The 26808-nt window shown below is 71.0% G+C and carries 23 protein-coding genes and 1 pseudogene; 14 read left to right on the forward strand and 10 right to left on the reverse strand.

The annotated features are described in order from the left end of the window. The first annotated feature begins 366 nt into the window (after window positions 1-366). A complete protein-coding gene (locus LBW94_RS17930; protein WP_225057253.1) occupies window positions 367-2466 on the forward strand; it encodes a magnesium chelatase subunit D family protein in 2100 nt (699 codons plus the stop codon). Between the two features lie 67 nt (window positions 2467-2533). Here LBW94_RS17930 and LBW94_RS17935 read toward each other — a convergent pair whose 3' ends face one another. After that, on the reverse strand, window positions 2534-3418 hold the full coding sequence (locus LBW94_RS17935) for an NAD-dependent protein deacetylase (RefSeq protein WP_225057252.1): 885 nt from the start codon (window positions 3416-3418) through the stop codon (window positions 2534-2536). 93 nt (window positions 3419-3511) lie between these two features. On the opposite strand from LBW94_RS17935, the gene cobO reads away from it, so the two are divergent. Genes cobO through LBW94_RS17950 form a run of 3 tightly spaced genes read left to right on the forward strand, consistent with a single transcriptional unit; the run spans window position 3512 to window position 5937 of the window. Beyond that, the gene (gene cobO, locus LBW94_RS17940; protein ID WP_225057251.1) at window positions 3512-4126 is read left to right on the forward strand and encodes a cob(I)yrinic acid a,c-diamide adenosyltransferase; all 615 of its coding nucleotides are present in this window, start codon (window positions 3512-3514) and stop codon (window positions 4124-4126) included. A 28-nt stretch (window positions 4127-4154) separates the two neighbouring features. Beyond that, window positions 4155-5585, forward strand: coding sequence for a cobyrinate a,c-diamide synthase (locus LBW94_RS17945; protein ID WP_225057250.1), 1431 nt, complete (start codon window positions 4155-4157; stop codon window positions 5583-5585). A gap of 7 nt (window positions 5586-5592) precedes the next feature. Beyond that, window positions 5593-5937 carry a cobalamin biosynthesis protein gene (locus tag LBW94_RS17950; RefSeq protein ID WP_266271409.1) on the forward strand — a complete coding sequence of 115 codons (345 nt, stop codon included), beginning with the start codon at window positions 5593-5595 and terminating at the stop codon, window positions 5935-5937. Window positions 5938-5940: 3 nt separating this feature from the next. Here LBW94_RS17950 and LBW94_RS17955 read toward each other — a convergent pair whose 3' ends face one another. From LBW94_RS17955 to LBW94_RS17970, 4 genes are all read right to left on the reverse strand, one after another. Next, window positions 5941-6366, reverse strand: coding sequence for a hypothetical protein (locus tag LBW94_RS17955; protein ID WP_225057248.1), 426 nt, complete (start codon window positions 6364-6366; stop codon window positions 5941-5943). A gap of 109 nt (window positions 6367-6475) precedes the next feature. Further along, window positions 6476-7507, reverse strand: a complete 1032-nt coding sequence (locus tag LBW94_RS17960; RefSeq protein WP_225057247.1) for a DUF2293 domain-containing protein — start codon at window positions 7505-7507, stop codon at window positions 6476-6478. A 49-nt stretch (window positions 7508-7556) separates the two neighbouring features. After that, window positions 7557-8660 (reverse strand): hypothetical protein, encoded by a 1104-nt coding sequence (locus LBW94_RS17965; protein WP_225057246.1) that lies wholly within the window; start codon window positions 8658-8660, stop codon window positions 7557-7559. Continuing rightward, complete coding sequence (locus tag LBW94_RS17970; RefSeq protein ID WP_225057245.1) at window positions 8657-9799, reverse strand: phosphotransferase family protein; 1143 nt, start codon at window positions 9797-9799, stop codon at window positions 8657-8659. The genes LBW94_RS17965 and LBW94_RS17970 overlap by 4 nt, the downstream gene beginning before the upstream one ends. A gap of 299 nt (window positions 9800-10098) precedes the next feature. Here LBW94_RS17970 and cobA point away from each other — a divergent pair, with 299 nt between their 5' ends. From cobA to LBW94_RS17985, 3 genes and pseudogenes are all read left to right on the forward strand, one after another. After that, on the forward strand, window positions 10099-11382 hold the full coding sequence (gene cobA / locus LBW94_RS17975; RefSeq protein ID WP_416276911.1) for a uroporphyrinogen-III C-methyltransferase: 1284 nt from the start codon (window positions 10099-10101) through the stop codon (window positions 11380-11382). A gap of 431 nt (window positions 11383-11813) precedes the next feature. Continuing rightward, entirely contained in the window at window positions 11814-13301 is a 1488-nt protein-coding gene (locus LBW94_RS17980; RefSeq protein ID WP_225057243.1) for an MFS transporter, read from the forward strand. A 305-nt stretch (window positions 13302-13606) separates the two neighbouring features. Continuing rightward, a pseudogene (locus LBW94_RS17985) lies at window positions 13607-14086 on the forward strand (Uma2 family endonuclease); the annotation flags it as partial. A 107-nt stretch (window positions 14087-14193) separates the two neighbouring features. On the opposite strand, the gene LBW94_RS17990 reads toward LBW94_RS17985, so the two are convergent. The 3 genes from LBW94_RS17990 to yaaA form a co-directional block, all read right to left on the reverse strand. Further along, window positions 14194-14586 carry an ankyrin repeat domain-containing protein gene (locus LBW94_RS17990; RefSeq protein ID WP_225057242.1) on the reverse strand — a complete coding sequence of 131 codons (393 nt, stop codon included), beginning with the start codon at window positions 14584-14586 and terminating at the stop codon, window positions 14194-14196. Window positions 14587-14799: 213 nt separating this feature from the next. Then, window positions 14800-16293 carry a three-helix bundle dimerization domain-containing protein gene (locus LBW94_RS17995; protein WP_225057241.1) on the reverse strand — a complete coding sequence of 498 codons (1494 nt, stop codon included), beginning with the start codon at window positions 16291-16293 and terminating at the stop codon, window positions 14800-14802. Between the two features lie 255 nt (window positions 16294-16548). Continuing rightward, complete coding sequence (gene yaaA, locus LBW94_RS18000; RefSeq protein ID WP_225057287.1) at window positions 16549-17292, reverse strand: peroxide stress protein YaaA; 744 nt, start codon at window positions 17290-17292, stop codon at window positions 16549-16551. A gap of 58 nt (window positions 17293-17350) precedes the next feature. Here yaaA and LBW94_RS18005 point away from each other — a divergent pair, with 58 nt between their 5' ends. After that, entirely contained in the window at window positions 17351-19108 is a 1758-nt protein-coding gene (locus LBW94_RS18005) for a proline--tRNA ligase (RefSeq protein WP_225057240.1), read from the forward strand. Between the two features lie 189 nt (window positions 19109-19297). On the opposite strand, the gene LBW94_RS18010 is transcribed toward LBW94_RS18005, so the two are convergent. Both LBW94_RS18010 and LBW94_RS18015 read right to left on the reverse strand, forming a co-directional pair. Further along, window positions 19298-19732: a ferritin-like domain-containing protein gene (locus tag LBW94_RS18010; RefSeq protein ID WP_225057239.1), complete on the reverse strand. Its 435-nt coding sequence runs from the start codon at window positions 19730-19732 to the stop codon at window positions 19298-19300. 145 nt (window positions 19733-19877) lie between these two features. Continuing rightward, window positions 19878-20393 (reverse strand): hypothetical protein, encoded by a 516-nt coding sequence (locus tag LBW94_RS18015; RefSeq protein WP_225057238.1) that lies wholly within the window; start codon window positions 20391-20393, stop codon window positions 19878-19880. Between the two features lie 278 nt (window positions 20394-20671). Between LBW94_RS18015 and rimP the strand changes: the two genes are divergently transcribed. From rimP to rbfA, 6 genes are all read left to right on the forward strand, one after another. Then, entirely contained in the window at window positions 20672-21322 is a 651-nt protein-coding gene (gene rimP, locus LBW94_RS18020; RefSeq protein WP_225057237.1) for a ribosome maturation factor RimP, read from the forward strand. Beyond that, complete coding sequence (gene nusA / locus LBW94_RS18025) at window positions 21319-22347, forward strand: transcription termination factor NusA (protein ID WP_225057236.1); 1029 nt, start codon at window positions 21319-21321, stop codon at window positions 22345-22347. The genes rimP and nusA overlap by 4 nt, the downstream gene beginning before the upstream one ends. 53 nt (window positions 22348-22400) lie before the next feature. Continuing rightward, entirely contained in the window at window positions 22401-22763 is a 363-nt protein-coding gene (locus LBW94_RS18030; RefSeq protein WP_416276912.1) for a YlxR family protein, read from the forward strand. Between the two features lie 114 nt (window positions 22764-22877). After that, window positions 22878-25970, forward strand: a complete 3093-nt coding sequence (infB, locus tag LBW94_RS18035) for a translation initiation factor IF-2 (protein WP_225057235.1) — start codon at window positions 22878-22880, stop codon at window positions 25968-25970. 76 nt (window positions 25971-26046) lie between these two features. Continuing rightward, the gene (locus tag LBW94_RS18040; protein WP_225057234.1) at window positions 26047-26337 is read left to right on the forward strand and encodes a DUF503 domain-containing protein; all 291 of its coding nucleotides are present in this window, start codon (window positions 26047-26049) and stop codon (window positions 26335-26337) included. Between the two features lie 15 nt (window positions 26338-26352). After that, entirely contained in the window at window positions 26353-26799 is a 447-nt protein-coding gene (gene rbfA, locus LBW94_RS18045; RefSeq protein WP_225057233.1) for a 30S ribosome-binding factor RbfA, read from the forward strand. The last annotated feature ends 9 nt before the right edge of the window (window positions 26800-26808 follow it).

Below are 26808 nucleotides of genomic sequence, written 5' to 3' on the forward strand. Positions count from 1 at the left end.
GCTGTGGCGCAGGTCCGACCGGCCGCCGCGGCGCTGGGGCGTGACGAGGGAGGCCCGGCCGGCTGATTGCTCTGTGGCGCAGGTCGGATGCCGACGCGGCCTGCCGGGTGAACGGGCCACCATGATCGCGACGGCCGTGGTGTGCGCGAACTCTCCCGGCCGGGTCGTGGTGACGTGATCGCCATGCTGCGGGGTCGTCCGGGGTCCCGCGATCGGCTGTGCAGCCGCCGAGTTCCGGACGGTGCGGACGTGTCACCGCCGCGCCGGAAAGCCGGGGCGTGATCGCCGCCGGTCGACCGGTCCGGCGATCATCGGTCCGCCCGGGGTGACGCGGGTGCCGATGATCGCCGCGCATACAGTGGGGGCGTGTCCGATCCCCGAAACGATGCCAACCAGTACCCATCGGCCGGCGGTGAGGCGGGTTTCCCGTTCTCGGCGGTGGTCGGGCAGGAGCAGTTGCAGCTCGCGCTGATCCTCTGCGCGGTGCATCCGGGGATCGGCGGCGTGCTGGTGCGCGGCGAGAAGGGCACCGCCAAGTCGACGGTGGTCCGGGCGCTCGCGCGGTTGCTGCCGCCGGTGGTCGACGAGACCGGCGCCCGTCCGGCCCGGCTGGTGGAGCTGCCGGTCGGCGCCACCGAGGACCGGGTGGTCGGGTCGCTGGACCTGGAACGGGTGCTGCGCGACGGTGAGCAGGCGTTCCGGCCGGGTCTGCTGGCCGCCGCACATCACGGCGTGCTCTACGTGGACGAGGTGAATCTGCTGCACGACCACCTGGTGGACGTGCTGCTGGACGCCGCGGCGATGGGCCGGGTGCACATCGAGCGCGACGGGGTGTCGCATTCGCATCCGGCGCGGTTCGTGCTGGTCGGCACCATGAATCCCGAAGAGGGCGAACTGCGCCCGCAGTTGCTGGACCGCTTCGGCCTGACCGTCGACGTCGCCGCATCCCGCGAGGTGGACGTCCGGATGGAAGTGGTGCGCCGCCGCCTGGACTACGAGGCCGCACCCGACGCCTTCGCCGCCCGCTACGCCGCCGCCGACCACGACACCGCCGAGCGCATCCTCGCCGCCCGCGACCGCATCGAGGGGGTGCGGCTCGACGACGGTGAACTGCGCCGGATCGCCGCGCTGTGCGCCTCCTTCGACGTCGATGGCATGCGTGCCGACCTGGTCGTGGCCCGCACCGCGACGGCGCATGCGGCCTGGCGCGGCGTCGACCGGGTCACCGCCGACGATGTGCGCGTCGCCGCCGAACTCGCGCTGCCGCACCGCCGCCGCCGCGACCCCTTCGACGAACCCGGCATCAGCTCCGACCAACTCGACGAGGCCATGCGACAGGCCGACGAAGAGGTCGAAAGGGCCGCGGGCGCAACGGATTCGGAGCAGAATGCGACCGCGTCCGACCCCGGCTCGGATCGAGCCGAGACCGGAGAGCCGGATCGGCCCGACAGCCCCGCCGATCCCGATCGACTCGATTCGGGTCCGCAGGCCACCGAGTCCGGCCCGCACGCCGACACTCCCGGCCCCGGTCCGCAGGACGGCCCCACGGACCCGGACTCCGGCCCGGACCAGCCCGGCGGCGGCTCCCGCGGCCCCGACGACGACCCGGACGGCGGCCCGGACCGGCCCGGCGGCGGCGCCCGCCCCGGCACCGCCGGTATGCCGGTGAATTCCGTTGTCCGCCCGCCACATTGGGAGATCCCCGGTATCGGCGAGGGTGCACCCGGCCGCCGCTCCCGCGCGCACACCCGGCACGGCCGGGTGGTGCGCTCGGTCATCGAGACCACCGGTGGCCTGCACCTGCTCGGCACCGTCTTCGCCGCGGCGCCCCATCAGCACACCCGCGGCCGCACCGCCGGCCCGCTGGCCCTGGAATCCACCGACCTGCGCGGCGCGTATCGCGAAGGGCGCGAAGGCAATCTGGTGGTGTTCACCGTCGACGCCTCCGGCTCGATGGCCGCCCGTGACCGCCTGTCCGCGGTGACCGGTGCCGTCGTCACCCTGCTGCGCGATGCCTACCAGCGTCGCGACAAGGTCGCCGTGATCACCGTCCGTGGCAGTACCGCCGAACTGGTGCTGCCGCCCACCTCCTCGGTGGACATCGCCGTCCGCCGCCTGGCGGACCTGCGCACCGGCGGCAAAACCCCACTGGCCCAAGGCCTCCTGAAGGCCCGCGAGATCATCCAGCGCGAGCGCGTCCGCGACCCGCACCGCCGCCCCCTGCTGGTCCTGCTCACCGACGGCCGCGCCACCGGCGGCCCCGACCCGGTACCCCGAGCCCGCGCCGCCGCCGCCCAACTCGCCCGCGACGCCGTCACCTCCGTCGTCGTCGACTGCGAACGCGGCATGATCCGTCTCGGCCTCGCCGCCGACCTCGCCCGCACCCTCGGCGCCACCTACCTGCGGCTCGGCGAACTCACCGGTGATTCGGTGGCGGGCGTGGTCCGGGGCGTGCGCGCGGCCTGAGCACCCGTCGGCCGCGCGACGCGTCGGTACGGGAGCTGCCCCTCGCCGGCCACGGCGTGGTCGTGACTCAGGCGGTGTCGTAGTGCTCGGCGAGGGCGGTGAGGGCAGGGGAGCAGCCGGTGTCGAGAACCAGGTCCGCGAGGTCGTGGCCGCGGGTGTGGCCGCGGTTCACGATGGCGACCGGGCGGCCGGTCTTGGCGGCGTGGCGAACGAAACGCAGGCCGGACATGACGGTCAGCGAGGAGCCCGCGACCAGGAGGACGTCGGCGGCCTCGACCAGGGCGTAGGCGGCGGCCACCCGGTCCTTGGGGACGTTCTCGCCGAAGTAGACGATGTCGGGTTTGAGCATGCCGCCGCAGTGATGGCAGTCGACCATGCGGAAGCTCGCGGTGTCGGCGATCACCGCATCGGCGTCCGGGGCGACCTCCAGGCCGTCGGCCGCCGCCTCGGCGAAACCCGGGTTGGCGACCTCGAGCCGGTCGGCCAGGGTCATCCGGGAGATGCGGGACTCGCAGGCCAGGCAGCGCACCCGGGCGTAGGTACCGTGCAGGTCGATCACGGTGCGGCTGCCCGCCTTGGTGTGCAGCAGATCGACGTTCTGGGTGATCACGCCGCTGACGACACCCGCGCGCTCCAGCCGGGCCAGCGCGCGATGGCCGGGATTGGGGCGGGCGGCATCCATGCGGCGCCAGCCCACATGGTTGCGGGCCCAATACCGTTGCCGGAACACCGGATCGCCGACGAACTGCTGATAGGTCATGGGATTGCGCGGTGGCGAGTCGGGGCCGCGGTAGTCCGGGATGCCGCTGTCGGTGGACAGTCCGGCGCCGGTGAGCACCGCCACCCGCCGCCCGCCGATCAGGTCGGCCAGACGGCCGACATCGCTCTCGGGCGCCGGGGCACGGGCTCCGGTCACCTCGGGACCAGCGCTCGCGTACCCGACACTCGGCATGACACCAGCGTACGACCACCGATCCGGCGCGGGTGCCGCCCGGCCGGTATGGCAACGTGGACCGGACACCGCAGGGAAAAGGAGCACATCCGCATGCCGAAGGGAATCCCCGAGACGGTCCCCGACGACGGTCTGACCACGCGGCAGCGGCGCAATCAGCCGGTGCTCGCCGTGCACACCGGACCCGGTAAGGGGAAGTCGACGGCGGCGTTCGGCATGGCGCTGCGCGCCTGGAACCAGGGCTTCGACGTCGCCGTCTTCCAGTTCGTGAAGAGCGCCAAGTGGAAGGTCGGCGAGGAGGCCGCGTTCCGCACCCTGGGCCGGCTGCACGAGGAGACCGGCACCGGCGGCGCGGTCGAATGGCACAAGATGGGCGAGGGCTGGTCGTGGACCCGCAAGCCGGGGTCCGACGAGGACCACGCGGCGGCCGCGCTGGCCGGCTGGCAGGAGATCGCCCGCCGCCTGGCCGCCGGACAGCACCGGTTCTATGTGCTCGACGAATTCACCTATCCGCTGAAATGGGGCTGGGTCGACGTGGACGAGGTGGTCGGCGCCCTGCTGGCCCGGCCCGGTAACCAGCACGTGGTGATCACCGGCCGCGACGCCCCGCAGGCCCTGCTCGACGCCGCCGACCTGGTCACCGAGATGACGAAGGTCAAACATCCGATGGACGCGGGCCGCAAGGGCCAGCGCGGCATCGAATGGTGACCCGGCCACCCGCGTCCGGCGTCCGGTCGTGAGCGTCCCCGCGGTCGTGATCGCGGCCCCCGCCTCCGGCAGCGGAAAGACCACGCTGGCAACGGGTCTGATCGGCGCACTGCGCCGGGCGGGGCACGAGGTGGCGCCCTTCAAGGTGGGCCCGGACTACATCGATCCCGGCTACCACGGCCTGGCCGCGGGTCGTCCGGGCCGCAACCTGGATCCGGTGCTCGCCGGCGCGGACCGGGTGGCGCCGCTGTACCGGCACGGCAGCCGGGGCTGCGACATCGCCGTGGTCGAGGGCGTGATGGGCCTGTTCGACGGCCGGATCGACGCCGACTTCCCGGGCCCGGTCGCCGAGGGCTCGACCGCGCAGGTCGCGGCGGTCCTCGGCGCCCCGGTCCTGCTGGTCGTCGACGCGCGCGGCCACAGCCAGAGCCTGGCGGCGCTGCTGCACGGATTCGCCACCTTCTCCACCGATATCCGGCTCGGTGGTGTGATCCTGAACCGGGTCGGCAGCGCCCGCCACGAGGAGGTGCTGCGCGCCGCCTGCGACCGGGTCGGCCTGCCCGTCCTCGGCGCACTACCCCGGATGAGCGAATTGGCGGTCCCCTCACGGCATCTGGGCCTGATACCCGCCGTCGAGCACGGCGCCGCCGCCCGATCAGCGGTCGACGCGATGACGGAACTGGTTGCCGCACATGTGGATCTGGAGGCTGTGGTGGCGCTGGCCGCGTCCCGCGTCACCGGCCCGGTCTGGGATCCGGTGGTGGAGGTGCTGTCGGGAGCAGCCGAGGCTCCGGTGGCGGAGGTGGCGCCGGGAGCCGCCGGGCCGGCCGGGGCTCCGGTGATCGCCGTCGCCGGCGGCGCGGCCTTCACCTTCGGGTACGCCGAACATCGGGAGTTGCTGGCCGCAGCGGGTGCGGAGGTTGCGGTATTCGATCCGCTGCGGGACGAATTGCCTTCCGGGACAGCCGGATTGGTGCTGCCGGGCGGCTTTCCGGAAGAACATGCCGCCGAACTGGCCGCCAACGAGCCGCTGCTGGCCGCGATCGCGGCCGCCGCCGAACGCGGCCTGCCGGTGCACGCCGAATGTGCCGGGCTGCTGTACCTCACCCGCTCGCTGGACGGCCACCGGATGGCGGGCGTGGTGGACGCGGTGGCCGAATTCGGCCCGCGCCTCACCCTCGGCTACCGGGACGCCGTGGCCTTGAGCGACTCGATGCTGTGGGCCGCGGGCGCGCGGGTACGCGGCCACGAATTCCACCGCACCCGGCTCGTGGCGGTCGGCCCCGGTACCCCGGCCTGGGGCTGGCGCACCCCGGACGGCGCCGCAGCCCGGGAGGGCCTGCTCGTCCACCGCGTGCACGCCTCCTACCTGCACACCCACCCGGCGGGCAACCCTCAGGCGATCGCCCGATTCGTCAGTGCCGCAGCCGAATACGCGACCACCACGATCGATGTGTGAGGCGGCCGTGGTCGTCGGTATCGGATTCCGGCCGGGGACGGCGGGTTCGGTGATTCTGGCGGCGTTGCGGGAGTGCTTGGGGGATAACGGGATTCGGTGTCTCGCGACGATCGATCGGCGGGGTGGGGAAGCGGGGCTGGCGGCGGCGGCCGGGGAGCTCGGGGTGCCGATCGTGGTGTTCACAGCGGCGGAGCTGGCGGCCGTGGCGGAGCCGGCGGTGTCGCCGCGGGTCGCCGCGGCCGTGGGGACACCGAGTGTCGCCGAGGCCGCGGCGCTGCTCGCCACGGGGAGTGGGGAACTGGTGCTGCGCAAGCGGGTGGTGGGCGGCGTCACGGTGGCCGCCGCCCGGTGACCGCTACAGGCAGGCGCCACCCAGATTCACGGCGTTGATCGTGATCGACCCGGCCACCGGCTGGTAGTCGGGTCCGCCGTCGTGGTACATCGCGCTGATCACGTGGGTGCCGGCGGCGTCGGGCACCCAGGGGATCTCGGCGGCGCCGTCGGTGACGGGGACGGATCCGACCACATTGCCGGCCTGACCGTTGAGATGGCTGAAGAAGTCGATGTTGCCGCCGGAGACGGGGGTGCCGTCGGGATTCTTCATCGTGACGTGCGCGACCTGGCGGCAGCCGACCGACGCCGTATTGGCGGCGCCGAGCACCGAACCGGTCATCGACATCGACATCGTCGGGGTGACGACCGCCTGCGCCGAAGCCATGGAGCCCAGCGGCGCCGCCAGCGCCGCCGCGGTGAGCACGACACCGGCCGTGTTGCGTGACATCTCGAAAATGCTCATACCACCCTGCCTTTCGCTGTGCCAGTTGCCCGGCCCGATCGAGACCGGGAGTGAGTCGGGTTGGCAGGCTACCAGCTCGCGGCGGGCCGCCATTTCAGCCGCGCCAGGATTCCAGCACCCGGTCCAGGTCGGCGCGGATCGCCGCCCGCGCGTCCATCCGCGCCACCCCGTCCATCAGCAGCCGGTCGTAGGCGGTGTCGCGGTGCCGGACCGACGCGATGACGGCCAGGGTGACCGCGTCGGCGTCGAACACCTTCGCCGCGGCGCTGCGGCCGACCCGGCCGCTGCCACGCAGCGCCGCGTGCTCGGCGATCTCGGTGGCCCGCTCGGCCGGGCATCCGGGAAACAGCCGCTGGATCTCCGCCGCGAACCGGGCCTGGAATTCGACATCCTGGGCGTCGCGGCGGACCCGGTCGCGGCCGCGGCGCCGCTCCCGGGCCTCCTCGTCGGCCAGGCACTGCTGCTCGGCGCGGGCCAGCGCCTGCTCCTCGACCAGAATCCCCTGGCGCTCATAACGTTTGCGCCGGGGATTGAGCCGCACCACGACCGCGGCGAGCGTGCTCTCCTTCTTCGCGCGCCGGCTCAGCGTCGCGTCACCGGCCGGCAGGAATTCCAGATGGTCGAGGTCGGCGCAGGTCACACACAACGGCCCGGCGGCCGACATGATCTGGTGGGAACCGACCCCGGCGCATTCGACGCAGGCGAACGGCCGGTCGACCGCGACGACCATCAGATCGGGCGCCTTGTTCTGCCGCCGCACCAGCTGCTCACGCCGCGCCGGGGTGAGATCGGCTGCCAACCAATGGATCCGGAAGATCGGATCGTCACCGGAGCGGACGAAGGCCAGCGGCTCGCGATCGCGGGCGCTGGACAGGTAGGCGGTCTCGCTGGATTCGAGACCGCGCTGCTGTGCCCACTCCCGCAACAACTCCGCGGCCTCGCGCAGGCGTGCGCCGTCGACGGCGGCCGACTGTTCCAGCGCGGCGACCCGGCCCTGCTGCCACTGGTCCACCTGAGTGCTGCGCAGCCAGCCGAGGCGGGTGAAGACCTCGACCGGCGACACGTATCTACGCTGGGCCAACGCCGCCTCGGCAACCTGATTCACCCGACTCCGCAGTGAGGCCATGCCGGGGACCCTAGCCGACGGGTCCGACAGCCCCGCAAGTCACCGCCGGTCAGGGCGCGACCGAACCCCAGTCGGCGAATCCGGTCGGGTCGTGGCGGCCGACGCTGGCGTGCTCGAACAGGCCCCAGCCCTCGGCGTCGCCGCATCGGACCTGTGCCACATGGTCGATCGCGCCCCACGGCACACGCGCGGCGACGGCCGGATCGGCCAGATCGTAGACGCTGCTCAGCGACCAGTCACGGCCCTTCCACTGGCCGTGCGTCCAGTCCGGGTCGCCGCCGTAGCCGCAGCCGATGTGCAGCGCGGTGAAGGTGTGCGTCCGGATCTCCACCTCCAGCGGTTTGCCGTCCGCGGCGGTCATCTCCAGCCGCGCCCCCACCGGAATCCTGGTGCCGGAACGGTATTCGATGTGCACCCGGGGCCAGCCGAGCTGTTCGATCCGGCCGTCCGGCCAGATCCGCACCGCGTCGTTGAGGGTGCGGAAGCCATCCGGATTCTCCTGCACGATCACCACGATCGCGAAGTCGTCGAACCGCAGCGGCACGTACAGCCACCAGAATCCGCCGCCGCCCTCGGCCGCGGCCCGGCCCGGCGGTTCGGCCTCGCCGACCGGGCGGATACCCCAGGACCGGTCCCGGCTGCCGAGCCAGACGTCCGGGTCGGCGGTCAGTTCGACGCCGCCCACCGCCAGGGTGCCGGACCAGCTGCCCAACTGCGCGAACCGGCACGCCTCGATGATCGGCCGGGCGCCGTTGAGGATCAGGTGCGGCTGTTCCTGCACCGCCGGGAACGACCCGGTCCAGGTGAGATCGACACCGATGTCCTCGTGGTCGCAGACGACCCGGATGCGCTGCAACGGTTCCAGCACCTCGATGCGGTAGCCGCCGACGCGCTGTTCCAGGCCGCGGACGGTGAGCGCGTCGGAGAATCGCACGGACCGCTGCGTGTCGCCCTGCCGGACCGCGGCATACGCGTCGACCACACCGAGATTCGGATAGACGCCGAATCCGGTGACCAGCATGGTGCCGCCGTCGCGATCGAAGGCGTTGAAATAGCAGCGGTCGTAGAAGTTCCGATCGCTACTGGCCACGCGGGCCAGTGACAACGGGGTCTGGTGGATGGGGTATTCGTCCAGGGGGACAGGGGAATTCATGGTCGATCCCATTCGTAGGTGCCGTCGAGCAGGGCCGCGAGCGTGGCCCGGTGCATGATGTAGTCGTCGCGGTCGGGGGTGTCGGTGTCCTCGCCGAAGTGGATCATCCGGCGTTTGATCCGGGCCATCACGACACCGTGCCGCAGCGCCGCGTAGACCAGGTGGAAGTCCATGTCCTGCAAGTGATGTCCGGTGATCTCCTGATAGTGCGCGACCACGTCGTCGCGGCGCAGGAAGTCGGCCAGCCCCGGTTGATCGAATCCGGTGGCGATGTCCTGGAAGAACCGGTGGATGAAGATCAGCCAGGCCACGTCCAGCTCGCGCGGGCCGATCGCGGCCATCTCCCAGTCCAGCACCGCGACCGGATCCCACCGGTCGAAGATGATGTTGCCGGGCCGGGAATCGCCCCAGCTCAGCACGTCGGGGCCGGTCGTGGCCGGCCAATGCTGCTCCAGCCACTCGAATGCCCGCTCCAGCAGGGGAATTCGATAGCCGTCGGCGGCAAGCGCCCAGTCGTACCAGCGCCGGGTGGCGTCGACATGGGCGCGCAGACCGCTGCCCGCGGCGTGCAGCGCCGGGAAGGCGGCGTGCGGATCGGGAATGGCGTGCAGCCGGGCGATGACGTCGATGGTGTTGCGCGCCAGGCGCCAGCGCTCGTCGGGGGTGGCGTCGAACAACCAGCCGATGAACACGTAGGGCGGGTTGTCCTCGGGGATCCGGCCGTCCACCCGGCCCATCACGAAAAAGGCTGTGCCCAGCACCGATTCGTCGGTCTCCAGCCAGCACAGCGGCGGCACCGGCACGGCCGACCGCTGCCCGACGGCGGCCATCACCGCGTACTGGGCCGCCAGGTCGTAGGTCTCGAACACCGGGAACGAGCCCGGCTCCGGCGCGAGTCGCGCCACGTAGGAACCGGTCTCGGTGCGCCCGTCGACCTGCCACGACGCCCGGAACAGCACCGAGGTGCTGGACAGACCGCTGGACTGCGGCCGGAGCACCTCGCTGATCACCGGCGGGGTGTCGGAGGTGACCCGATCCGCCAGCCAGCCGGTGAGCCGCTCGGCCAGATCGTCGAGATCGCGTTCGCTGGTGGTCAACTGCCGCCGTGTTTCGAATTCTGGATCTGATTCGGCCGACATGTGTCCTCCTCGCCGCGGGAACGCTCGGCGCACCGTGCTGTGCGGTGCGCTCCGCGCAGCCTCGGGCGAGAGTCGACGGCCCGGGCGACGCGGTGGAAGGAATGTAACGTGTTCTACCACCGCTACGCGGGAAAATCGGCTTCCTGTGGAGGGTCTCGTGGCGATGGTGCGCGAGTGACCGAATCGAGCCGACCGGTTGCCACCGGTGCGGTTGCCTGCAACATGTTCTTGTCGTCGTATGGGAGGAGAGACGACCGGTGGCCGGGCCTTCGGTTCGGTCACCGCCCGGGCACGCCGTAATGTCGCTGTCTGTGCCGAACACACCAGACGACCAGCATGCAGGAGACCCGAATTACCTGGTCGGGATCGATCTCGCCGGGCGCCGGGTCGTCGTCGTGGGCGGCGGCAGCGTCGCCCAGCGCCGGTTGCCGTTGCTCATCGCCGCCGGTGCGGACGTGCACGTGATCAGCCGCGCGGTCACCCCGGCCGTCGAGGGCATGGGCGCGGCCGGGCAGATCACCGTCGACGTGCGGGACTACGCCGACGGCGATCTGGACAGTGCCTGGTATGCGATCGCGTGCACCGACGAACCGGAGACCAACGCCGCCATCGTCGCCGAGGCCACCGCCCGCCGTATCTTCTGTGTGCGCGCCGACATCGCGCGCCTGGGCACCGCCGTCACCCCCGCCACCGCGCGCTACGACGGCATGACCCTCGGTGTCCTCGCCGGTGGCCGGCACCGCCGCTCGGCCGCGGTGCGCACGGCGCTGCTGGAGGCCCTGCAATCCGGTGTGGTGACCGACGATTCCGAGCCGGTCGCACCCGGTGTCGCCCTGGTCGGTGGCGGGCCCGGCGACCCCGACCTGATCACCGTCCGCGGGCGGCGGCTGCTGGCCCGCGCCGAACTGGTCGTCGCCGACCGGCTGGCGCCACCGGAACTGCTCGCCGAACTCGGTCCCGACGTCGAGGTCGTCGACGCCGCGAAGATCCCCTACGGCCGGGCGATGGCCCAGGAGGCCATCAACGCGGCGCTGATCGAGGGCGCCAAGGCCGGGAAGTTCGTGGTCCGGCTCAAGGGCGGTGATCCGTACGTCTTCGGCCGCGGCTACGAGGAACTCGAGGCGTGCCTGGCCGCGGGCGTGCCGGTGACGGTGGTGCCCGGTGTGACCAGTGCCATCTCCGTGCCCGCGCTGGCCGGGATCCCGGTCACCCATCGCGGCGTCACCCACGAGTTCGTGGTGGTCTCCGGCCACGTCCCGCCCGACCATCCGGACTCCCTGGTCGACTGGCCCGCCCTGGCCCGGTTGCGCGGCACGATCGTGCTGCTGATGGCGGTGGAGCGCATCGAGCAGTTCGCCGCCGCCCTGCTCGCCGGTGGCCGTGCCGCGGACACCCCCGTCACGGTCGTCCAAGAGGGCAGTCTGCGCACCGAACGGGTACTGCGCGCAGATCTGAACAGCGTCGCCGAACGGGTCCGCACCGAGGGCATCCGGCCCCCGGCCATCGTCGTCATCGGCCCGACCGCCGGATTCACCGCGGCGCCGGTCGCACAGACCCAGCCCCAGCCCTCGACTGCGCCGTAACTCCCGGGCCCTGCGTAGCCCCCCGGGTCGCCGGAAGCCCGCGGCTACCCCGGAATCTCGACTGCGCTGGATCCCCGGCTGTGTCGGCCCCTCGCTGCTGGGCTGTTCGGGCTGTGCCGGAGGCCGCACGGCCGTGCTGGCCGTTCGGCTGTGCTGGGGTCGCACGGCTGCTGGGACTCTCGGCTGCTCCGGAACTCTCCGTTGTACCCGGACTCGCGGCTGTACCGTGGTCGTCGGCGGCCCGTGAACCGGGCCGTCGGCCGTCGCGTGCGCCGGGTCGCCGGATCTGCGCAGGTCCTGGAGATTTCACAAACCGTTCCCGGCGGCTTCGTGAACCGGGCGTCCGGTCTCCGGAACCGGGTGGTAGCGGGCGCGGCGCGGGGTCCGTGAGAGTGAGGTGGGGTGAGAGGCATCGGTTACAGTGACTCACTGTGCTGGACAACCCCACGGCGACGACGACGCAATTTCCGGTGACGAGCCGCGCGTTCGGTCTGCCTATCCTGGTGCTCAGCGGATTGCAGCTCATGGTGATCCTCGACGGCACGGTGGTGATCTTCGCGATTCCCCGGCTGCAGGAGCAGCTGGGGCTGTCGAGCTCGGCGAGCGCCTGGACGGTGACCGCCTACGGACTCCCGTACGCCGGGCTGATGCTGCTGGGCGGCCGCCTCGGCGACGCCTTCGGCCGCAAACGAATGCTGATCGTCGGCGTCGCGCTGTTCACCATCGCGTCCGCGTTGTGCGGTACGGCACAGGCCGATTGGATGCTGATCGGCGCGCGCGCGTTGCAGGGCGCGGGCGCGGCCATCGCCGCGCCGACCGCCATGGCCCTGGTGGCGAGCACGTTCGAACCAGGGCCGGTGCGTAACAAGGCGATCGCCATCTTCGGGTCCATGGCCGGTATCGGCTCGATCGGCGGCCTGGTGGTCGGTGGTGCGCTCACCCAGTTCAGCTGGCGCTGGATCTTCTGGATCAACGTGCCGATCGGCCTGCTGATCGCGCTCGGCGCCGTCTTCTACCTGCGCGACACCGAACATCACCGGCGGGCGCTCGACGTGCGGGGCGCGGTGCTCGGCACCCTCGGCTGCGTGGGCATCGTCTTCGGCGCGACCGAGGGCCCCGACCTGGGCTGGAGCAGTCCGGCCGTCGTCGGCTCGGCGGTGGCGGGCCTGGTGCTGCTGATCGTGTTCATCCTCGCCGAGCGCTATGCGAGCAATCCGCTGCTGCCGTGGTCGCTGTTCGACAGCCGGGACCGGGTGGCGACGCTGTTCGCCCTGCTGCTCGCCGGCGGCGGGATGGGCGCGATGACCTTCTACGTCGCGCAATTCCTGCAGAACGTGCTCGGGTTCAGCCCGCTGATCGCCGGTGTGGCGGCGATTCCGTTCACGCTGGGGGCGGGAATCGGCAGCGCGGCCACCTCGAAACTGGCGCTGCTGGTCCGGCCGCGGTGGCTGCTGGCGGGGGCGGGCGTGGTGCTGGCGGCCGGGTTGTTCTTCGGCTCCACCCTCGACCAGTACGTCGACTACTCGCCGACGCTGGTGTCGCTGCTGATGGTGATCGGGCTGGGCGTCGGGGTGATGATCGTGCTCATCCCGCTGTGCCTGCTGGTGGGGGTACCGGCGAGCAATGTCGGCCCGCTGACCGCGATCGGCCAGATGGCGTTGTCGCTGGGCGGTCCGATCGCGATCGGTATGTTCAGCCCGATCGCCCTGTCCCGGACCCTGTCGCTGGGCGGCCGCAGCAGTACCACCGGCACGCTGACCACGACCGAGATCTCGGCGTTGAGCAGCGGCTACACACTGGTGCTGTTCATCTGCGCGGTGCTGTCGGTGGTCTTCATCCTGCTCTCGCTGACCATCCGGTACACCCCGGGGCAGCTCGCCGCGGCCCAGCACGCGCAGGAGGAAGCGCAGCGGTCCTGATCCGGGTGTTCTGATCCGCCCGTTCCGATCCGCTTGTCCTGTCTGGCGGTTCCGATCCGGTGGTTCTGATCCCGGCAGTTCGGGTCCGGTGGTTCTGATCGGCAGTTCGGGTCCGGTGGTTTTTGATCCGGCAGTTCGGGTCTGGCGGTTTCGATCCGGTAGTTCGGGTCCGGCAAGGGGGTGCGTATGCCGATGCGGGGTGCGACTTTCGGGCACGGGGTGCGGCTGTCGATCGTCTGATGCGCGGGGCCGGCACGCGAGTTAGCGTGGCGGTAGCAGAGATGGCGATCGAAGGGGGTATCGCGATGATTCATCGGCCGCAGTTGCCGCCGCGGGGCTGGCGCTATCGGGAGTTACGGGATCGGCCGCTACCGTTCGACTGGGATCTGTCGGACGGCATGCTCGTGGTCCGCGATCGGGCGGACCGCTGGCGCGGCGGCGTCCGGGAGGCGTTGTGTGCCGTCCTGGGCCGGTCCCGGCGGGCGCCGTACGTGGTGCTGTCCGATCAGTGCATCGATGTCGACGAACGCAATCCGCTCCGCCCGGATCTGCTGGTCGTAGATCAGACTGCCGTGGATCTCTATGTGGCCGAACCGATTCCGCCCGCCGCCGTGGTGCTGGCGGTGGAGATCGCGCCGGGGCGCGGCGGCACCGACGTCTGGTATCGCAAACCGGCGCTGTACGCGGCCGCGGGGGTCGCGTACTTCTGGCGGGTGGAGCGCGGTGTCGACGGCCGGCCGCTGGTCTATGAGTACTGGCTCGATCACGAGTCCGGCGCGTATCGGCAGTCGCCGGTGGCGGTGCACGCCACGGTCCTGTCGATCGCCGTGCCGTTCCCGATCCGGGCCGCGCTGACCGCGCCCGATCGGGACCGTCCGGCGGCCGGTCCCGCTCAGTTGCCGAACAGTTGCAAATATTCGGTCTTGCCGAACATCGCGGCGGCGTCGCGGGCCGACGGCGAGCCTGCGTCCGGATCGGCGCCCGCGGCCAGCAGTGCCCGGAGGATCTCGTCCTCCCCCTTGAAAATCGCACCGGCGGCGGGGGTCTGGCCGTGATCGTTGCCGAGGTTCGGATCGGCGCCGCGTTCCAGCAGCGCCGCCACCGCGTCCGCGTGGCCGTGATAGGCGGCCAGCATGAGCAGGGTGTCGCCGCGGTCGTTGGTGAGATTCACCGGCACCCCGGCGTCCAGGTATGCGACCAGTGTCGCCGTGTCCCCGGTCCGGGCCAGGCCGAACAGTTTCGACGCCAACTCCACCACGTCCGGGTCCGTGCCCTCGGTCTCCACCCGCTCACTACTACCATGCGACGGGTCCCGGGCGGCGGCAGCGCACCCGGGCGATCGGTTGTGGAACTCGGCCCAGGTGCGCCGCGCGGCTCGGTCGCAGGGGCCGGTTCAATGGAGACCGGCTCGGTCGCCGGGAACGGCTCGGCCGCAGGGACCGGCTCGGCCGCAGGGAACAGCTCGGTGGTAGGGCTCGGCTCGGTGGTGGGGCTCGGCTCAGTTGTACGACTTGGCGACGCCGTCCAGCAGGTATTCGAGAGTGTCGTACGTCGGCGGGTCGACCACATCGGCCACATCGTGCGCCGCCGGGATCACGTGATCGGTGGTGACCTTCGTGAACTCCGCCGAATTGTCGGTGCGGTAGCCGTGTTCGGTCGCCAGTCGTTGCAGCTCCGGATCGGTCGACAGCAGCCGCCCGACCCGGTCGCCCGCGGGGGTCAACGGCACCACGGTGTGCCGCGACAGCACCGTCGGCCCCGGGTACAGCAGTTGCATATCGGGCTTCAGCTTGCCCTGCACGCCGGCCTCGACGAATTGCGCCTCGTAGATCCACACCAGCGGCGCCGGGCCGATGCCGCCCTGCAGGTACTCCGCGAACGGGCCCTCGCTGGAGTTCTCGGTGTATCCCTGTTTGGTGAACAGCCGCGACACCTTGCCCAGCACGAAATCCTCGGCGGTCTGGCCGCGGACGATCGTGTTGTCGTTGGCGACATATCCGGCGACGGCCAGATACATTGCCGCGGAATTCGAGGTCCGCGGATCGGTGGTGCCGATCAGCAGGCTCTTGTTCACCGGATATTCGGTGTTGCCGGGCAACTGATCCCATTGCGTGCCGTGCTGGGTCAGGTCCAGATACCGGTTCATGTCGAAGGTCGGTACCGGGCCGGGCTTCACCACCCCGGCACGGGTCAGCAGATCGACGATCGGGGCGAAGGTCGCGATCGCCATCGGCGACGAGAAGGGGGTGTACTTGGTGGTGATATTGCGTTGGCGCAGAATACGTTCGGCGGCCGGAGTACTCGACGGGAAGGCGAAATCGTACTTCCCGAGATCCACCGAGGTGGCGATCTGACGCGAGCCCGCCGCCTCCACCTGGATGCGTACTCCGTTGCGGGCCAAGGCATCCACCACGCGGGGGTCGTCGAAGAAGCCCATCTTCTCCGAGCCGACGATGCCGTGCACGAGGACCTGCTCGGCGGCCGCCGCCGGGGCGGGCGTCCCGCCGCCACCGCCGCCGATGCTCACGGCCACCGCGACCACGATCACGATCAGCGCGGCCACCGGGAGCACGAGCTTGCGCGCGGTCCACGGCGGCGGCAGCAGATCCCGGGCCGCGGCGCGCAGCCGGTCGGCCGGCGAGGCGCTGGAGGGCTCCGTGATCTGCTGGGCGGCAACGGTTTCCGTGCCCGGATCCTCCGGGCTGCCGTCCAGTTCGCGGCGGGCGATGCGCTCCACCAGGATGGGGACGAAATCGCGCACGGTATGGCCGTCGAACCGTCGCCGCGCCGCGCCGACGGCGCTGTGCACGCGCTCCGCGGAGTAGCTCTCGGTGTACGCCTGCACCAGGCGGCCGGTCAGCTCCTTGATGGCCTTCTCTTCGCGGGCCGCCTTCTCGGCAATGGCTGTGGCGGCGCGCGATTCGCTCGTCGCGACCGTGCCGGCGGTCTCCTCGGGACCGGCTCCGTGGTCTCCCGTGGCTTCGACACCCACGCCAAGCTCCTAGACAATCATCGACGACGATCACAGACAGGGATGCGCCGCAATTGCACGGCGCCGCGCCAACATTACGGGACACCGGCGGGTGTTCCCAGGAACTGCAATATATCCCGAACAGACCCCACATCAATAATGCTGTGGCTGAGCTGTTTTCGAGATCGTCTTCGACGTTTTCCGTCGCCGAACCGATGTGTGTTATTCCATTCCGATTACCGTCGACGGCACTCGGAATTCATCTCCGGCGGTGGTTCAGGTGAACAGCAGCAGCTCGGTGGGAGAAGTGATCTCACTTCGCAGCCCGGCCTTTTCGGCGACCCGCGCCACCGCGCCGATATCGGTGGGCTCACTGCGCGCGCACACCAGGGCGCGGGCCAGCAGACCCTTGTGATGCTTGTTGAAGTGGCTCACCACACTGCGCTTGCCGTCGGGCCGTTCGGTGACGACGGTCGCGGTCACGGCGCCCGGCACCCGGCCCAGCTGCTGATAGGTGCCCGAGCGCAGATCCACCACCAGCTCGCCGGTGGTCTCCTCGCGCAACGCCTGTGCCAGCACCGGTTTCCACAGTGCGGCCAGGGTCGGCAGCCCCGGCAGTTTCGACCCGCCCGACAGCCGGTAGGCCGGGATGGGGTCCGCGGCGCGCACCACCCCGAACAGCGCCGAGCCGATCGCCAGCCGGGCATAGGCCTTCGCGCGCTGTGCCTTGGTCAGCGAGCCGGCGTCGAACGCGTCGTAGAGCACGCCGGTGTACCGCTCCAGCGCGGGCCGGGTGGCCGAACTGCGCAGCGCCGCGTTGCGGGCCAGTTCGGCGTCAGCCCCCTTGCCCAGGCCCAGCGCTTCGGCGGCGGTCTCCGGTCTCCCGGCCAACCGCACCAGCTCGGTGACCAACCGGCCACGCACGTCGTTGAGCTGCGGCAGCGACAAGGCCGCCAGGTCCAGCGGACCCAGCGCACCGCCGTCGGACTTGGTTTCGGAGGGAGGCAGCAGCACCAGCACGAGCCGATACGGTAATGCCTTGTGGATATCGCCGGGGCACGGGCTACTCTGTGCATCCGTGATCACCCGCCTGTCCCACCTGTTCCTGCGCACCCTGCGTGACGACCCCGCAGACGCCGAGGTGCCCAGCCACAAACTTCTCGTTCGCGCCGGCTACGTCCGTCGCATCGCGCCGGGCGTCTACTCGTGGCTGCCGCTGGGGCTGCGGGTGCTGCGCCGGGTCGAGAACGTGGTGCGGGAGGAGATGAACGCCATCGGCGCTCAGGAGATCTCGCTGCCGGCGTTGCTGCCGCGCGAACCGTACGAAACCACCAACCGGTGGACCGAATACGGTGACGGCCTGTTCCGGCTGAAGGACCGCAAGGGGCAGGACTACCTGCTCGGCCCCACCCACGAGGAGCTGTTCGCGCTCACCGTGAAGGGCGAATACAACTCCTACAAGGATCTGCCGGTCACGCTCTACCAGATCCAGACCAAATATCGTGACGAGGGCCGGCCGCGGGCGGGCATCCTGCGCGGCCGCGAGTTCGTCATGAAGGATTCGTACTCCTTCGATCTGGACGAGGACGGCCTGAAGACCAGCTACAACGCTCATCGTGAGGCGTATCAGCGGATCTTCGACCGCCTCGGGGTCAGCTACGTGATCGTCGCGGCCACCTCGGGTGCGATGGGCGGCAGCGCCTCGGAGGAATTCCTCGCCGACAGCCCCGTCGGTGAGGACACCTACGTGATCTGCCGCGAATCGGGCTACGCCGCGAACGTCGAGGCCGTGGTCACCGCCGCCCCGCCCGCGATCCCGATCGAGGGTCAGGCGGCCGCGCAGGTGCACGACACCCCCGACGCCCCGACGATCGCGACCCTGGTGGACTGGGCCAACGCGGCCGGAATCGATCAGGTGCTGGGCCGCCCGGTGACCGCGGCCGACACCCTCAAGAACGTCATGGTGAAGCTGCGCTACCCGGACGGCAAGACCGAGATCCTCGGCATCGGCGTCCCCGGCGATCGCGAGGTCGACGACAAGCGACTCGGCGCGGCGGTCGAACCCGCCGAGGTCGAATTGCTGACCGAGGCGGACTTCAAGGCCAACCCCTTCCTGGTGAAGGGCTACATCGGCCCGAAGGGTTTGCTGGACAACGGGGTTCGCTACCTGGTCGACCCGCGGGTGGTCTCCGGCAGCGCCTGGATCACCGGCGCCGACGCCCCCGGCAAGCATGTGGTGGGCCTGGTCGCCGGTCGTGACTTCGCCCCCGACGGCACCATCGAGGCCGCCGAGGTCCGCGACGGCGACCCCTCACCGGACGGCCGCGGCACCCTCGCGGCTGCTCGCGGCATCGAGATCGGCCACATCTTCCAGCTCGGCTACAAGTACACCGACGCCTTCGAGGTCGACGTCCTCGGTGAGAACGGCAAGCCGATCCGCCTGGTCATGGGCTCCTACGGCGTCGGCGTCTCGCGCATGGTGGCGGTGCTGGCCGAGCAGATGCACGACGAGAAGGGCCTGCGCTGGCCCCGGTCGGTTGCCCCCTACGACGTCCACGTCGTCATCGCCAACAAGGACGACGCCGCCCGCGCCGGCGCCGAACAGGTCGCCGCCGACCTGTTCGGCGCCGGTCTCGAGGTCCTCCTCGACGATCGCACCGCCTCCCCGGGCGTCAAGTTCAAGGACGCCGAACTGCTCGGCATGCCGCTGATCGTGATCGTCGGCCGCGGCTGGGCCGACGGCAAGGTCGAGGTCCGCGACCGCTTCGCCGGCACCGCCGACGAGATCCCGGCCGCCGACGCCGTCACCACCGTCCTCGCCAAGGCTCGCCCCTGAGCGCCAGGTCCCGCTGACGCCCGATCGGCATCGGTGCGGCCGCCGAGCAGCGCCACGCCGCGGGCCCCGGCCGGGCCCGCGAGCGTGATCGGCGGCACGGCAGGTCGTCGCGGCCGTTTCCGCCCGACCGCGCGGCGCAGGCCGAGATGTCCTGTGCCGGAGGACCGATGGCTGCCGGGGCGGCCGTTGTCAGGGCTGCCCGGGGAACGACGCCGTCGGTGGGTTGACGCCGAGGATCGCCTGCCAGGTGGCCAGGCGGACGGCGCATTCGGTGAGGGCGGTGAGCGCGTTGCGCCGGGCGTCGATGTCGTCGGTGCGTTCCACGACCGAACGCCAGGCGATCGCTGTATCCGATTCGACCGTGGCGGCCAATTGCGCCGCCGGGATCGGGTCGGTGACCGGGGACGGCGTGGTATAGGCGGCGGCCGGGCTGGGCACCGTCGCGCCGGAACTCTTCAGGGCGTCGATGGTGGCGTCGCGGCGGGCCCGGTGCGCGGCCGTGTACTCGCCGACGATCCTGGTGCGCTCGGGAGAGGCGTACGCGGCGACGACGCCGTAGGCGTACACCGCCGCGTATTCGGCGTTCAGGGCGTCGATGAGCGCCTGCTGATCGGTCGTGGTCATGCGGTCCCTTCTCGGGAGGTGCGGGCACGGCCGAGGGCGTGCCGGATGTTCGCGGGAGGTCGGGAAGTGCGGCCGGACGGCCCGTGGTGGGCGGCGGCGGACGGCTGCCGCGAGGCGTGCGTGCCCGCCGCCGACCCGTGCCGGTTCATCCCAGCAACACCGCCACGTGGGTGGCGCACGACGCGCTGACGGAGGCCAGCAGCCCGGCGCGGAAGCCCGACAATCCCACGGCCAGATCGGCGGCCGAACGCTGGGAGCCGGTCAGCTGGTCGCGCAGGGCCGTCAGCGTCGGCGGCGTCGGCGGGCCCGGGACGTCGGTGGGCGGTGGCGTGCGCGAGCTCGGGCGGGTCCCGTCGTGGTAGACGCCGGCGGCGCGATCGATCTCGGTGCGCAGGGCGTCGGCGTGCTCACCACGCTGGGCGGCGATCAGCGTGAGGGCGGCGGTGTGGTCGGGGGCGAGGGTGGCCGCGGCCTTCGCCCACAGGACATCGGTTCGGGCCGAGAGTTCTTGTGCCAGTAAGGGATCCGGTGCCGGTGGCGGTTGCTGCCGGAAGCAGCCGGCAGTGCTCGCGGCGGTTGCTGCCACGGCCGCGCTACCGGCCAGCCGCAGGGCGGCACGACGATCCATGGTGCTGCGGGCGTGGGGAACTGGGGTCGGCACGCGTACATCGTGCCAGTGCCGGGGAGTGCCGGTCGGCCGAGGTCGGTCCGACACGCGCGCCCCGGCGGGCGCCGATCCCGGCGAACCCGGCGACGCCGCAGGTGAGCCCGTGCGGGTGGTGCGGAAACTCGTGATCGGCGGCTGGTCCTTTACACTCTTGCAGCGCGTTACGCTAGATCTTCAGCGGAGTATTTCTCCACTGAGCGCGCCGACCGAGCTCGACCAGGACCGATACCGACAACTCAAATACGTCACAACTGAACCAGGAGCCGCCCCACATGCCGATGCCGACCGAGGAAAGGGTGAGCCAGCTCGTTGCTGGGCCCGTCGAACGCCGAGGCCTCGACCTCGAGGGCGTGACGATCGTGGCCGCGGGGCCGGCCCGGGTGCAGGTGACCGTCGACAGTGACGAGGGTGTGGACCTGGATGCGATCGCCGAGCTGAGCTCGGACATCTCCACCGCCCTCGACGACGCCGGGGACTTCGGCGAGACCCCGTACCTGCTGGAGGTCACCACTCCCGGCGTCGACCGTCCGCTCACCGCGCCCCGGCACTGGCGGCGGGCCCGCGGCCGCAAGGTCCGCGTAGCCCTGCGCCCGGACGCGGCCGGCACCGGTACCGACGCCCGCTTCGAGGCCCGGGTCGGCCCGGCCACCGAGACCGAGGTGGCCCTGGTCCCGGCGGGCAGACGAAAACCGCACCTGGTCACCGTGCCACTGGCCGATATCGACCGGGCCGTGGTGCAGGTGGAGTTCTCGCCGCCGAGCCCGGCGGAGCTGGCACTGACCGGCATCGCGCCCGGCCGGCCCGAACCGGGCGCCGCGGGCGCGGACCTCGGCGACGCGGGTCCCGGAGATCCGGACCTCGACGGCGAGGAACGGGAAGCACAACCAGAAGCAGCAGCGCCGACCGAAGGGATCGTGGAATGAACATCGAGATCGAAGCCCTCCGGGCGATCGTCGCCGACAAGGGAATCTCGATGGAGACGGTGATCTCCGCGATCGAGTCGGCTCTGTTGACCGCCTATCGGCACACCGAGGGCCATCAGCCGAACGCCCATATCGACATCAATCAGAAGACCGGCGTCGTCCGGGTGATGGCACGGGAGGTGGATGCCGACGGCAACACGATCTCCGAATGGGACGACACCCCGGAGGGGTTCGGCCGGATCGCCGCCACCACCGCCCGCCAGGTGGTGTTGCAACGACTGCGCGACGCGGAGAACGAGAAGTCCTTCGGCGAGTACGCCACCCACGAGGGCGACATCGTCGGCGGCGTCGTGCAGCGTGACGCCCGGATGAACGCCCGCGGCACGGTGGTGGTGCGGATCGGCAGCGAGGTGCACGGCACCGAGGGCCTGATCCCGCCGGCCGAGCAGGTGCCCGGCGAGAGCTACGAGCACGGCGACCGGATCAAGTGCTACGTCGTGGGTGTCTCGCGGGGGCCGCGCGGCCCGCAGATCAGCCTGTCGCGCACGCATCCGAATCTGGTGCGTCGTTTGTTCGCCCTGGAGGTTCCGGAGATCGCCGACGGCGCGGTGGAGATAGTCGCGGTGGCCCGGGAGGCCGGGCATCGCTCCAAGATCGCCGTACGGTCCAATGTGCAGGGTGTGAACGCCAAGGGCGCCTGTATCGGCCCGATGGGCCAGCGGGTGCGCAACGTGATGAGCGAGCTGGCGGGGGAGAAGATCGACATCATCGACCACTCCGACGATCCGGCGACCTTCGTCGGGAATGCGCTGAGCCCGTCGAAGGTTGTGTCGGTCACGATCGTCGACCCGGAGGCGCGAGCCGCCCGGGTCGTGGTGCCCGATTTCCAGCTCTCGCTGGCGATCGGCAAGGAGGGTCAGAACGCGCGGCTGGCCGCGCGGCTGACCGGCTGGCGTATCGATATCCGCAGCGACGCGGCCCCCGATGTGAACGGTTCCACCCGTTCGGAAGTGCAGCGTAGCTAGCCGGGGATGACAGGTTGGTAACTTCCAAGAGGGCTGGATGCGGAGATCGGGACATGGCAGCGGTACAGTGGACGCAGGCTCAGCACGAGCCCCCGGTTTCCCTGCGCTCCGCGCGGACCGGAACGGCACCGCCCCGGCGGCCCGGTCCGGTTCGCACCTGCATAGGATGTCGGAGGCGCGAGCTGGCCGCCGCTCTGTTGCGGGTCGTGGCGTGGTCGTCCTCGGGCGACGATGTTGCGGTCGTTCCCGATCCGCGGCACAGACTTCCCGGAAGGGGTGCGTGGTTGCACCCCTCTTCCGCTTGTCTGAGCACGGCAGAGCGGCGCCGAGCGTTCGGCAGAGCGCTACGAGTGTCCGGAAAACTGGATATCTCAGCCCTGGAGCACTACCTCGAGAACAGGCACGAGCACTCATGAGCACACCGTGAAGTACCAACGATGATCGACCATCGAAGATAATCGGAGGTCGTGCGGGCTTTTCGTCCCCCCGCAGGGACGAGCGCCACGCTCGACCTCTCAGTGAGGAGAGCAGTGGCAGGCAAGGCCCGCGTGCACGAGTTGGCGAAAGAACTCGGTGTCACGAGCAAGGAACTACTCGCACGGCTGAAGGAGCAGGGCGAGTTCGTCAAGTCGGCGTCGTCGACGGTGGAGGCGCCCGTCGCGCGCCGACTGCGGGAATCGTTCGCGTCGAAGTCGAACGGTTCCGCGAAATCATCCGGTAAGCCCGGTCAGAACCAGGGACGTCCGGGCCCCCGGCCCGAATCGGGGGCGACGCCCGGCCCGCGTCCGGGTCCGCGCCCTCCGGCGCCGGTCCCGAACCAGGTCAAGGCGCCCGCGCCGATGCCCGCCGCGGCCGCCGCGCCCGCGGCGCCGACGGCCCGCCCGGAGACACCGCGCGTCGAGGGCGGCGTGAAGCCCGGTCCGGCGGCTCGTCCGGGCCCGGCGCCGGCGCCCGCGGCTCCGGTCGCTCCCGCGGCGCAGCATGCGCCGTCCGCGCCCCCGCAGCAGCAGTCCGGCCCGCGGCCGACCCCGGGCGGTCCCCGTCCCGGTCAGCAGCAGCATCCGGGCCAGCAGCAACAGCCGCGGCCGGCCGGGTCGCAGGGCGGTGGCCAGCGTCCGGGCGGTCCCGGTCCGAAGCCCGGCCCGAAGCCGCCGCGCGTAGGTAACAACCCCTTCAGCTCCGCGCCCGAGCGGCCGGAGCGGTCCGAGCGGCCCGCGCCGCGTCCGGGCGGTCCCCGTCCGGGTCCGGCCCAGGGTGGCCCGCGTCCAGGCCCGGCCCAGGGCGGTCCCCGTCCCGGTCCGTCGCAGGGTGGTCCGCGTCCCGGCGCCGGCCAGGGTGGTCCGCGTCCGGGTCCGTCGCAGGGTGGCCCGCGTCCGGGTCCCGGTGGGCCGCAGGGTGGTCCGCGTCCGGGTGGCCCGCGGCCGAGCCCCGGCTCGATGCCCCCGCGGCCCAATCCCGGTGCGATGCCGTCCCGTACGGCTCGTCCCGGTCCGTCGGCCGGTGGCCGTCCGGCGCGTCCGGGCGGTGCGCCCGGTGGCGCTCCGCGTCCCGGTGGCGGCGGTGGCGGTTACCGCGGTGGCGGTGGCGGCCAGGGTGCGCCCGCGGCCGGTGCCGGCGCAGGTGCCGGTGGTGGCGGCGGTTTCCGCGGTCGTCCCGGTGGCGGTGGTGGCGGCGGTGGCCGTCCGGGTGGTGGCGGTGGCCGCGGCGGTGCCGCGGGTGCCTTCGGCCGTCCCGGTGGCGCGCCCCGCAAGGGCCGCAAGTCGAAGCGGCAGAAGCGCCAGGAATACGACTCGATGCAGGCGCCCGCCGTCGGCGGCGTGCGGCTGCCACGCGGCAACGGCGAGATCATCCGGCTCGCCCGCGGCGCGTCGCTGTCCGACTTCGCCGAGAAGATCAACGCCAACCCGGCCGCACTGGTCCAGGCACTGTTCAACCTCGGTGAGATGGTCACCGCGACCCAGTCGGTGAACGACGAGACCCTCGAGCTGCTCGGCGGCGAGATGAACTACGTCGTGCACGTGGTCTCGCCCGAGGACGAGGACCGCGAGCTGCTGGAGAGCTTCGACCTCACCTACGGCGAGGACGAGGGCGACGAGGACGACCTGCAGGTCCGTCCGCCGGTCGTGACCGTCATGGGCCACGTCGACCACGGCAAGACCCGACTGCTGGACACCATCCGCAAGTCCAACGTCCGCGAGGCGGAGGCCGGCGGTATCACCCAGCACATCGGCGCCTACCAGGTGAAGGCCGACGTGGGTGGCTCCGAGCGCCTGATCACCTTCATCGACACCCCGGGTCACGAGGCGTTCACCGCCATGCGTGCCCGTGGCGCGAAGGCGACCGACATCGCGATCGTGGTGGTCGCCGCCGACGACGGCGTCATGCCGCAGACGGTGGAGGCCATCAACCACGCGCAGGCCGCCGACGTGCCGATCGTGGTGGCGGTGAACAAGATCGACAAGGAGGGCGCGAACCCGGACAAGATCCGGCAGCAGCTCACCGAGTACGGCCTGGTCACCGAGGAGTACGGCGGCGACACCATGTTCGTCGACATCTCCGCGAAGCAGGGCACGAATATCGACGCGCTGCTCGAGGCCGTGGTGCTGACCGCGGACGCGGCGCTGGACCTGCGGGCCAACCCGGACCAGGACGCGCAGGGTGTTGCCATCGAGGCGCACCTCGACCGCGGCCGCGGCCCGGTGGCCACCGTGCTGGTGCAGCGCGGCACGTTGCGGGTCGGCGACTCGATCGTCGCCGGCGACGCCTACGGCCGCGTCCGCCGCATGGTCGACGAGCACGGCGCCGACGTCACCGAGGCGTTGCCGTCGCGTCCGGTCCAGGTCATCGGCTTCACGTCGGTGCCCGGCGCCGGTGACAACCTGCTCGTCGTCGAGGAAGATCGCATCGCCCGGCAGATCGCCGACCGCCGCAATGCGCGCAAGCGCAACGCGCTGGCCGCACGCAGCCGCAAGCGGATCAGCCTCGAGGACCTGGATGCCGCGCTGAAGGAGACCAGCGAGCTCAACCTGATCCTCAAGGGCGACAACTCGGGTACGGTCGAGGCCCTGGAACAGGCCCTGCTGGACATCGAGGTGGGCGACGAGGTGCGGCTGCGGGTCATCGACCGCGGTGTCGGTGGCGTCACCGAGACCAACGTCAACCTGGCGTCCGCGTCGAACGCGATCATCATCGGGTTCAACGTCCGGGCCGAGGGCAAGGCGACCGAGCTGGCCAACCGCGAGGGTGTGGAGATCCGGTACTACTCCGTGATCTACCAGGCCATCGACGATGTCGAGAAGGCCCTCAAGGGCATGCTCAAGCCGATCTACGAGGAGCACGAACTGGGCCGGGCGCAGATCCGGGCCATCTTCCGCTCGTCGAAGTTCGGTAACATCGCCGGCTGCATGATCACCTCGGGTTCGGTCAAGCGCAACGCCAAGGCCCGGCTGCTCCGCGACAACATGGTGATCGCCGAGACCACCATCCAGTCGCTGCGCCGGGAGAAGGACGACGTCACCGAGGTCCGCGATGGGTACGAGTGCGGTATCACGCTCTCCTACAACGACATCAAGGAAGGCGACGTCATCGAGGCCTACGAGCTCCGAGAGAAGCCGCGGGACTGAGACGACACCCGATCGGTCGTCCTGGCAGGCGCCGGGACGACCGATCGAGTGCGCCGATTCACGAAGAGGTGAGCTGTTGTTCGTGGGAGCGCTGGAATTCGACATCCTGCTCGGCGAAGTGCATTCGCTGAAGGAGAAGCGCTCCGTGATCCGGCCCGTCATCGCCGAATTACAACGGTTCGGGGTGTGCGCGGCCGAGGGCGGGGAACACGACAGATATCGCCGCACGCTGCTGGGTGTCGCGATGGTCAGCGCCGAGATGGGACATCTCACGGAGGTGCTCGACCGATGCGAACGCAACGTCGCGGCGCGTCCGGAGTTACAGTTGCTGGCAGTGCGCCGCCGTATCTTCGGGCCCGAAGATTAGAAGAGGAGATGCGCCATGGTGGATCAGGCCAGGGCACGCCGACTCGCGAAGCGGATTGTGACGATCGTCGGGACGGCGATCGAGCACGAGATCAAGGATCCGCGGTTGCGTTTCGTCACGATCACCGATGCGAAGGTGACCGGTGACCTGCGGGAAGCCACCGTCTACTACACGGTGATGGGTGAGACCATCGATGCCGAGCCGGATTACGCGAGCGCCGCGGAGGGCTTGAAGAAGGCCACCGGCGTGCTGCGCTCCAAGGTGGGCGCGGCCACCGGCGTCAAGTTCACCCCGACGCTGGCATTCATCCTGGACACCGTGCCCGATGCGGCACGGCAGATGGAGGAACTGCTCGCCCGCGCCCGCGCGGTCGACGAGCGGGTGGCCCAAGTGGCATCCGGCGCCACCCATGCCGGGGAGGCGGACCCCTACAAGACCGACGACGGGGATGACGACGACTGACCGCCGGGG

Origin of the sequence: Nocardia sp. alder85J (assembly GCF_020176955.2) — a bacterium.
Lineage (GTDB): Bacteria > Actinomycetota > Actinomycetes > Mycobacteriales > Mycobacteriaceae > Nocardia.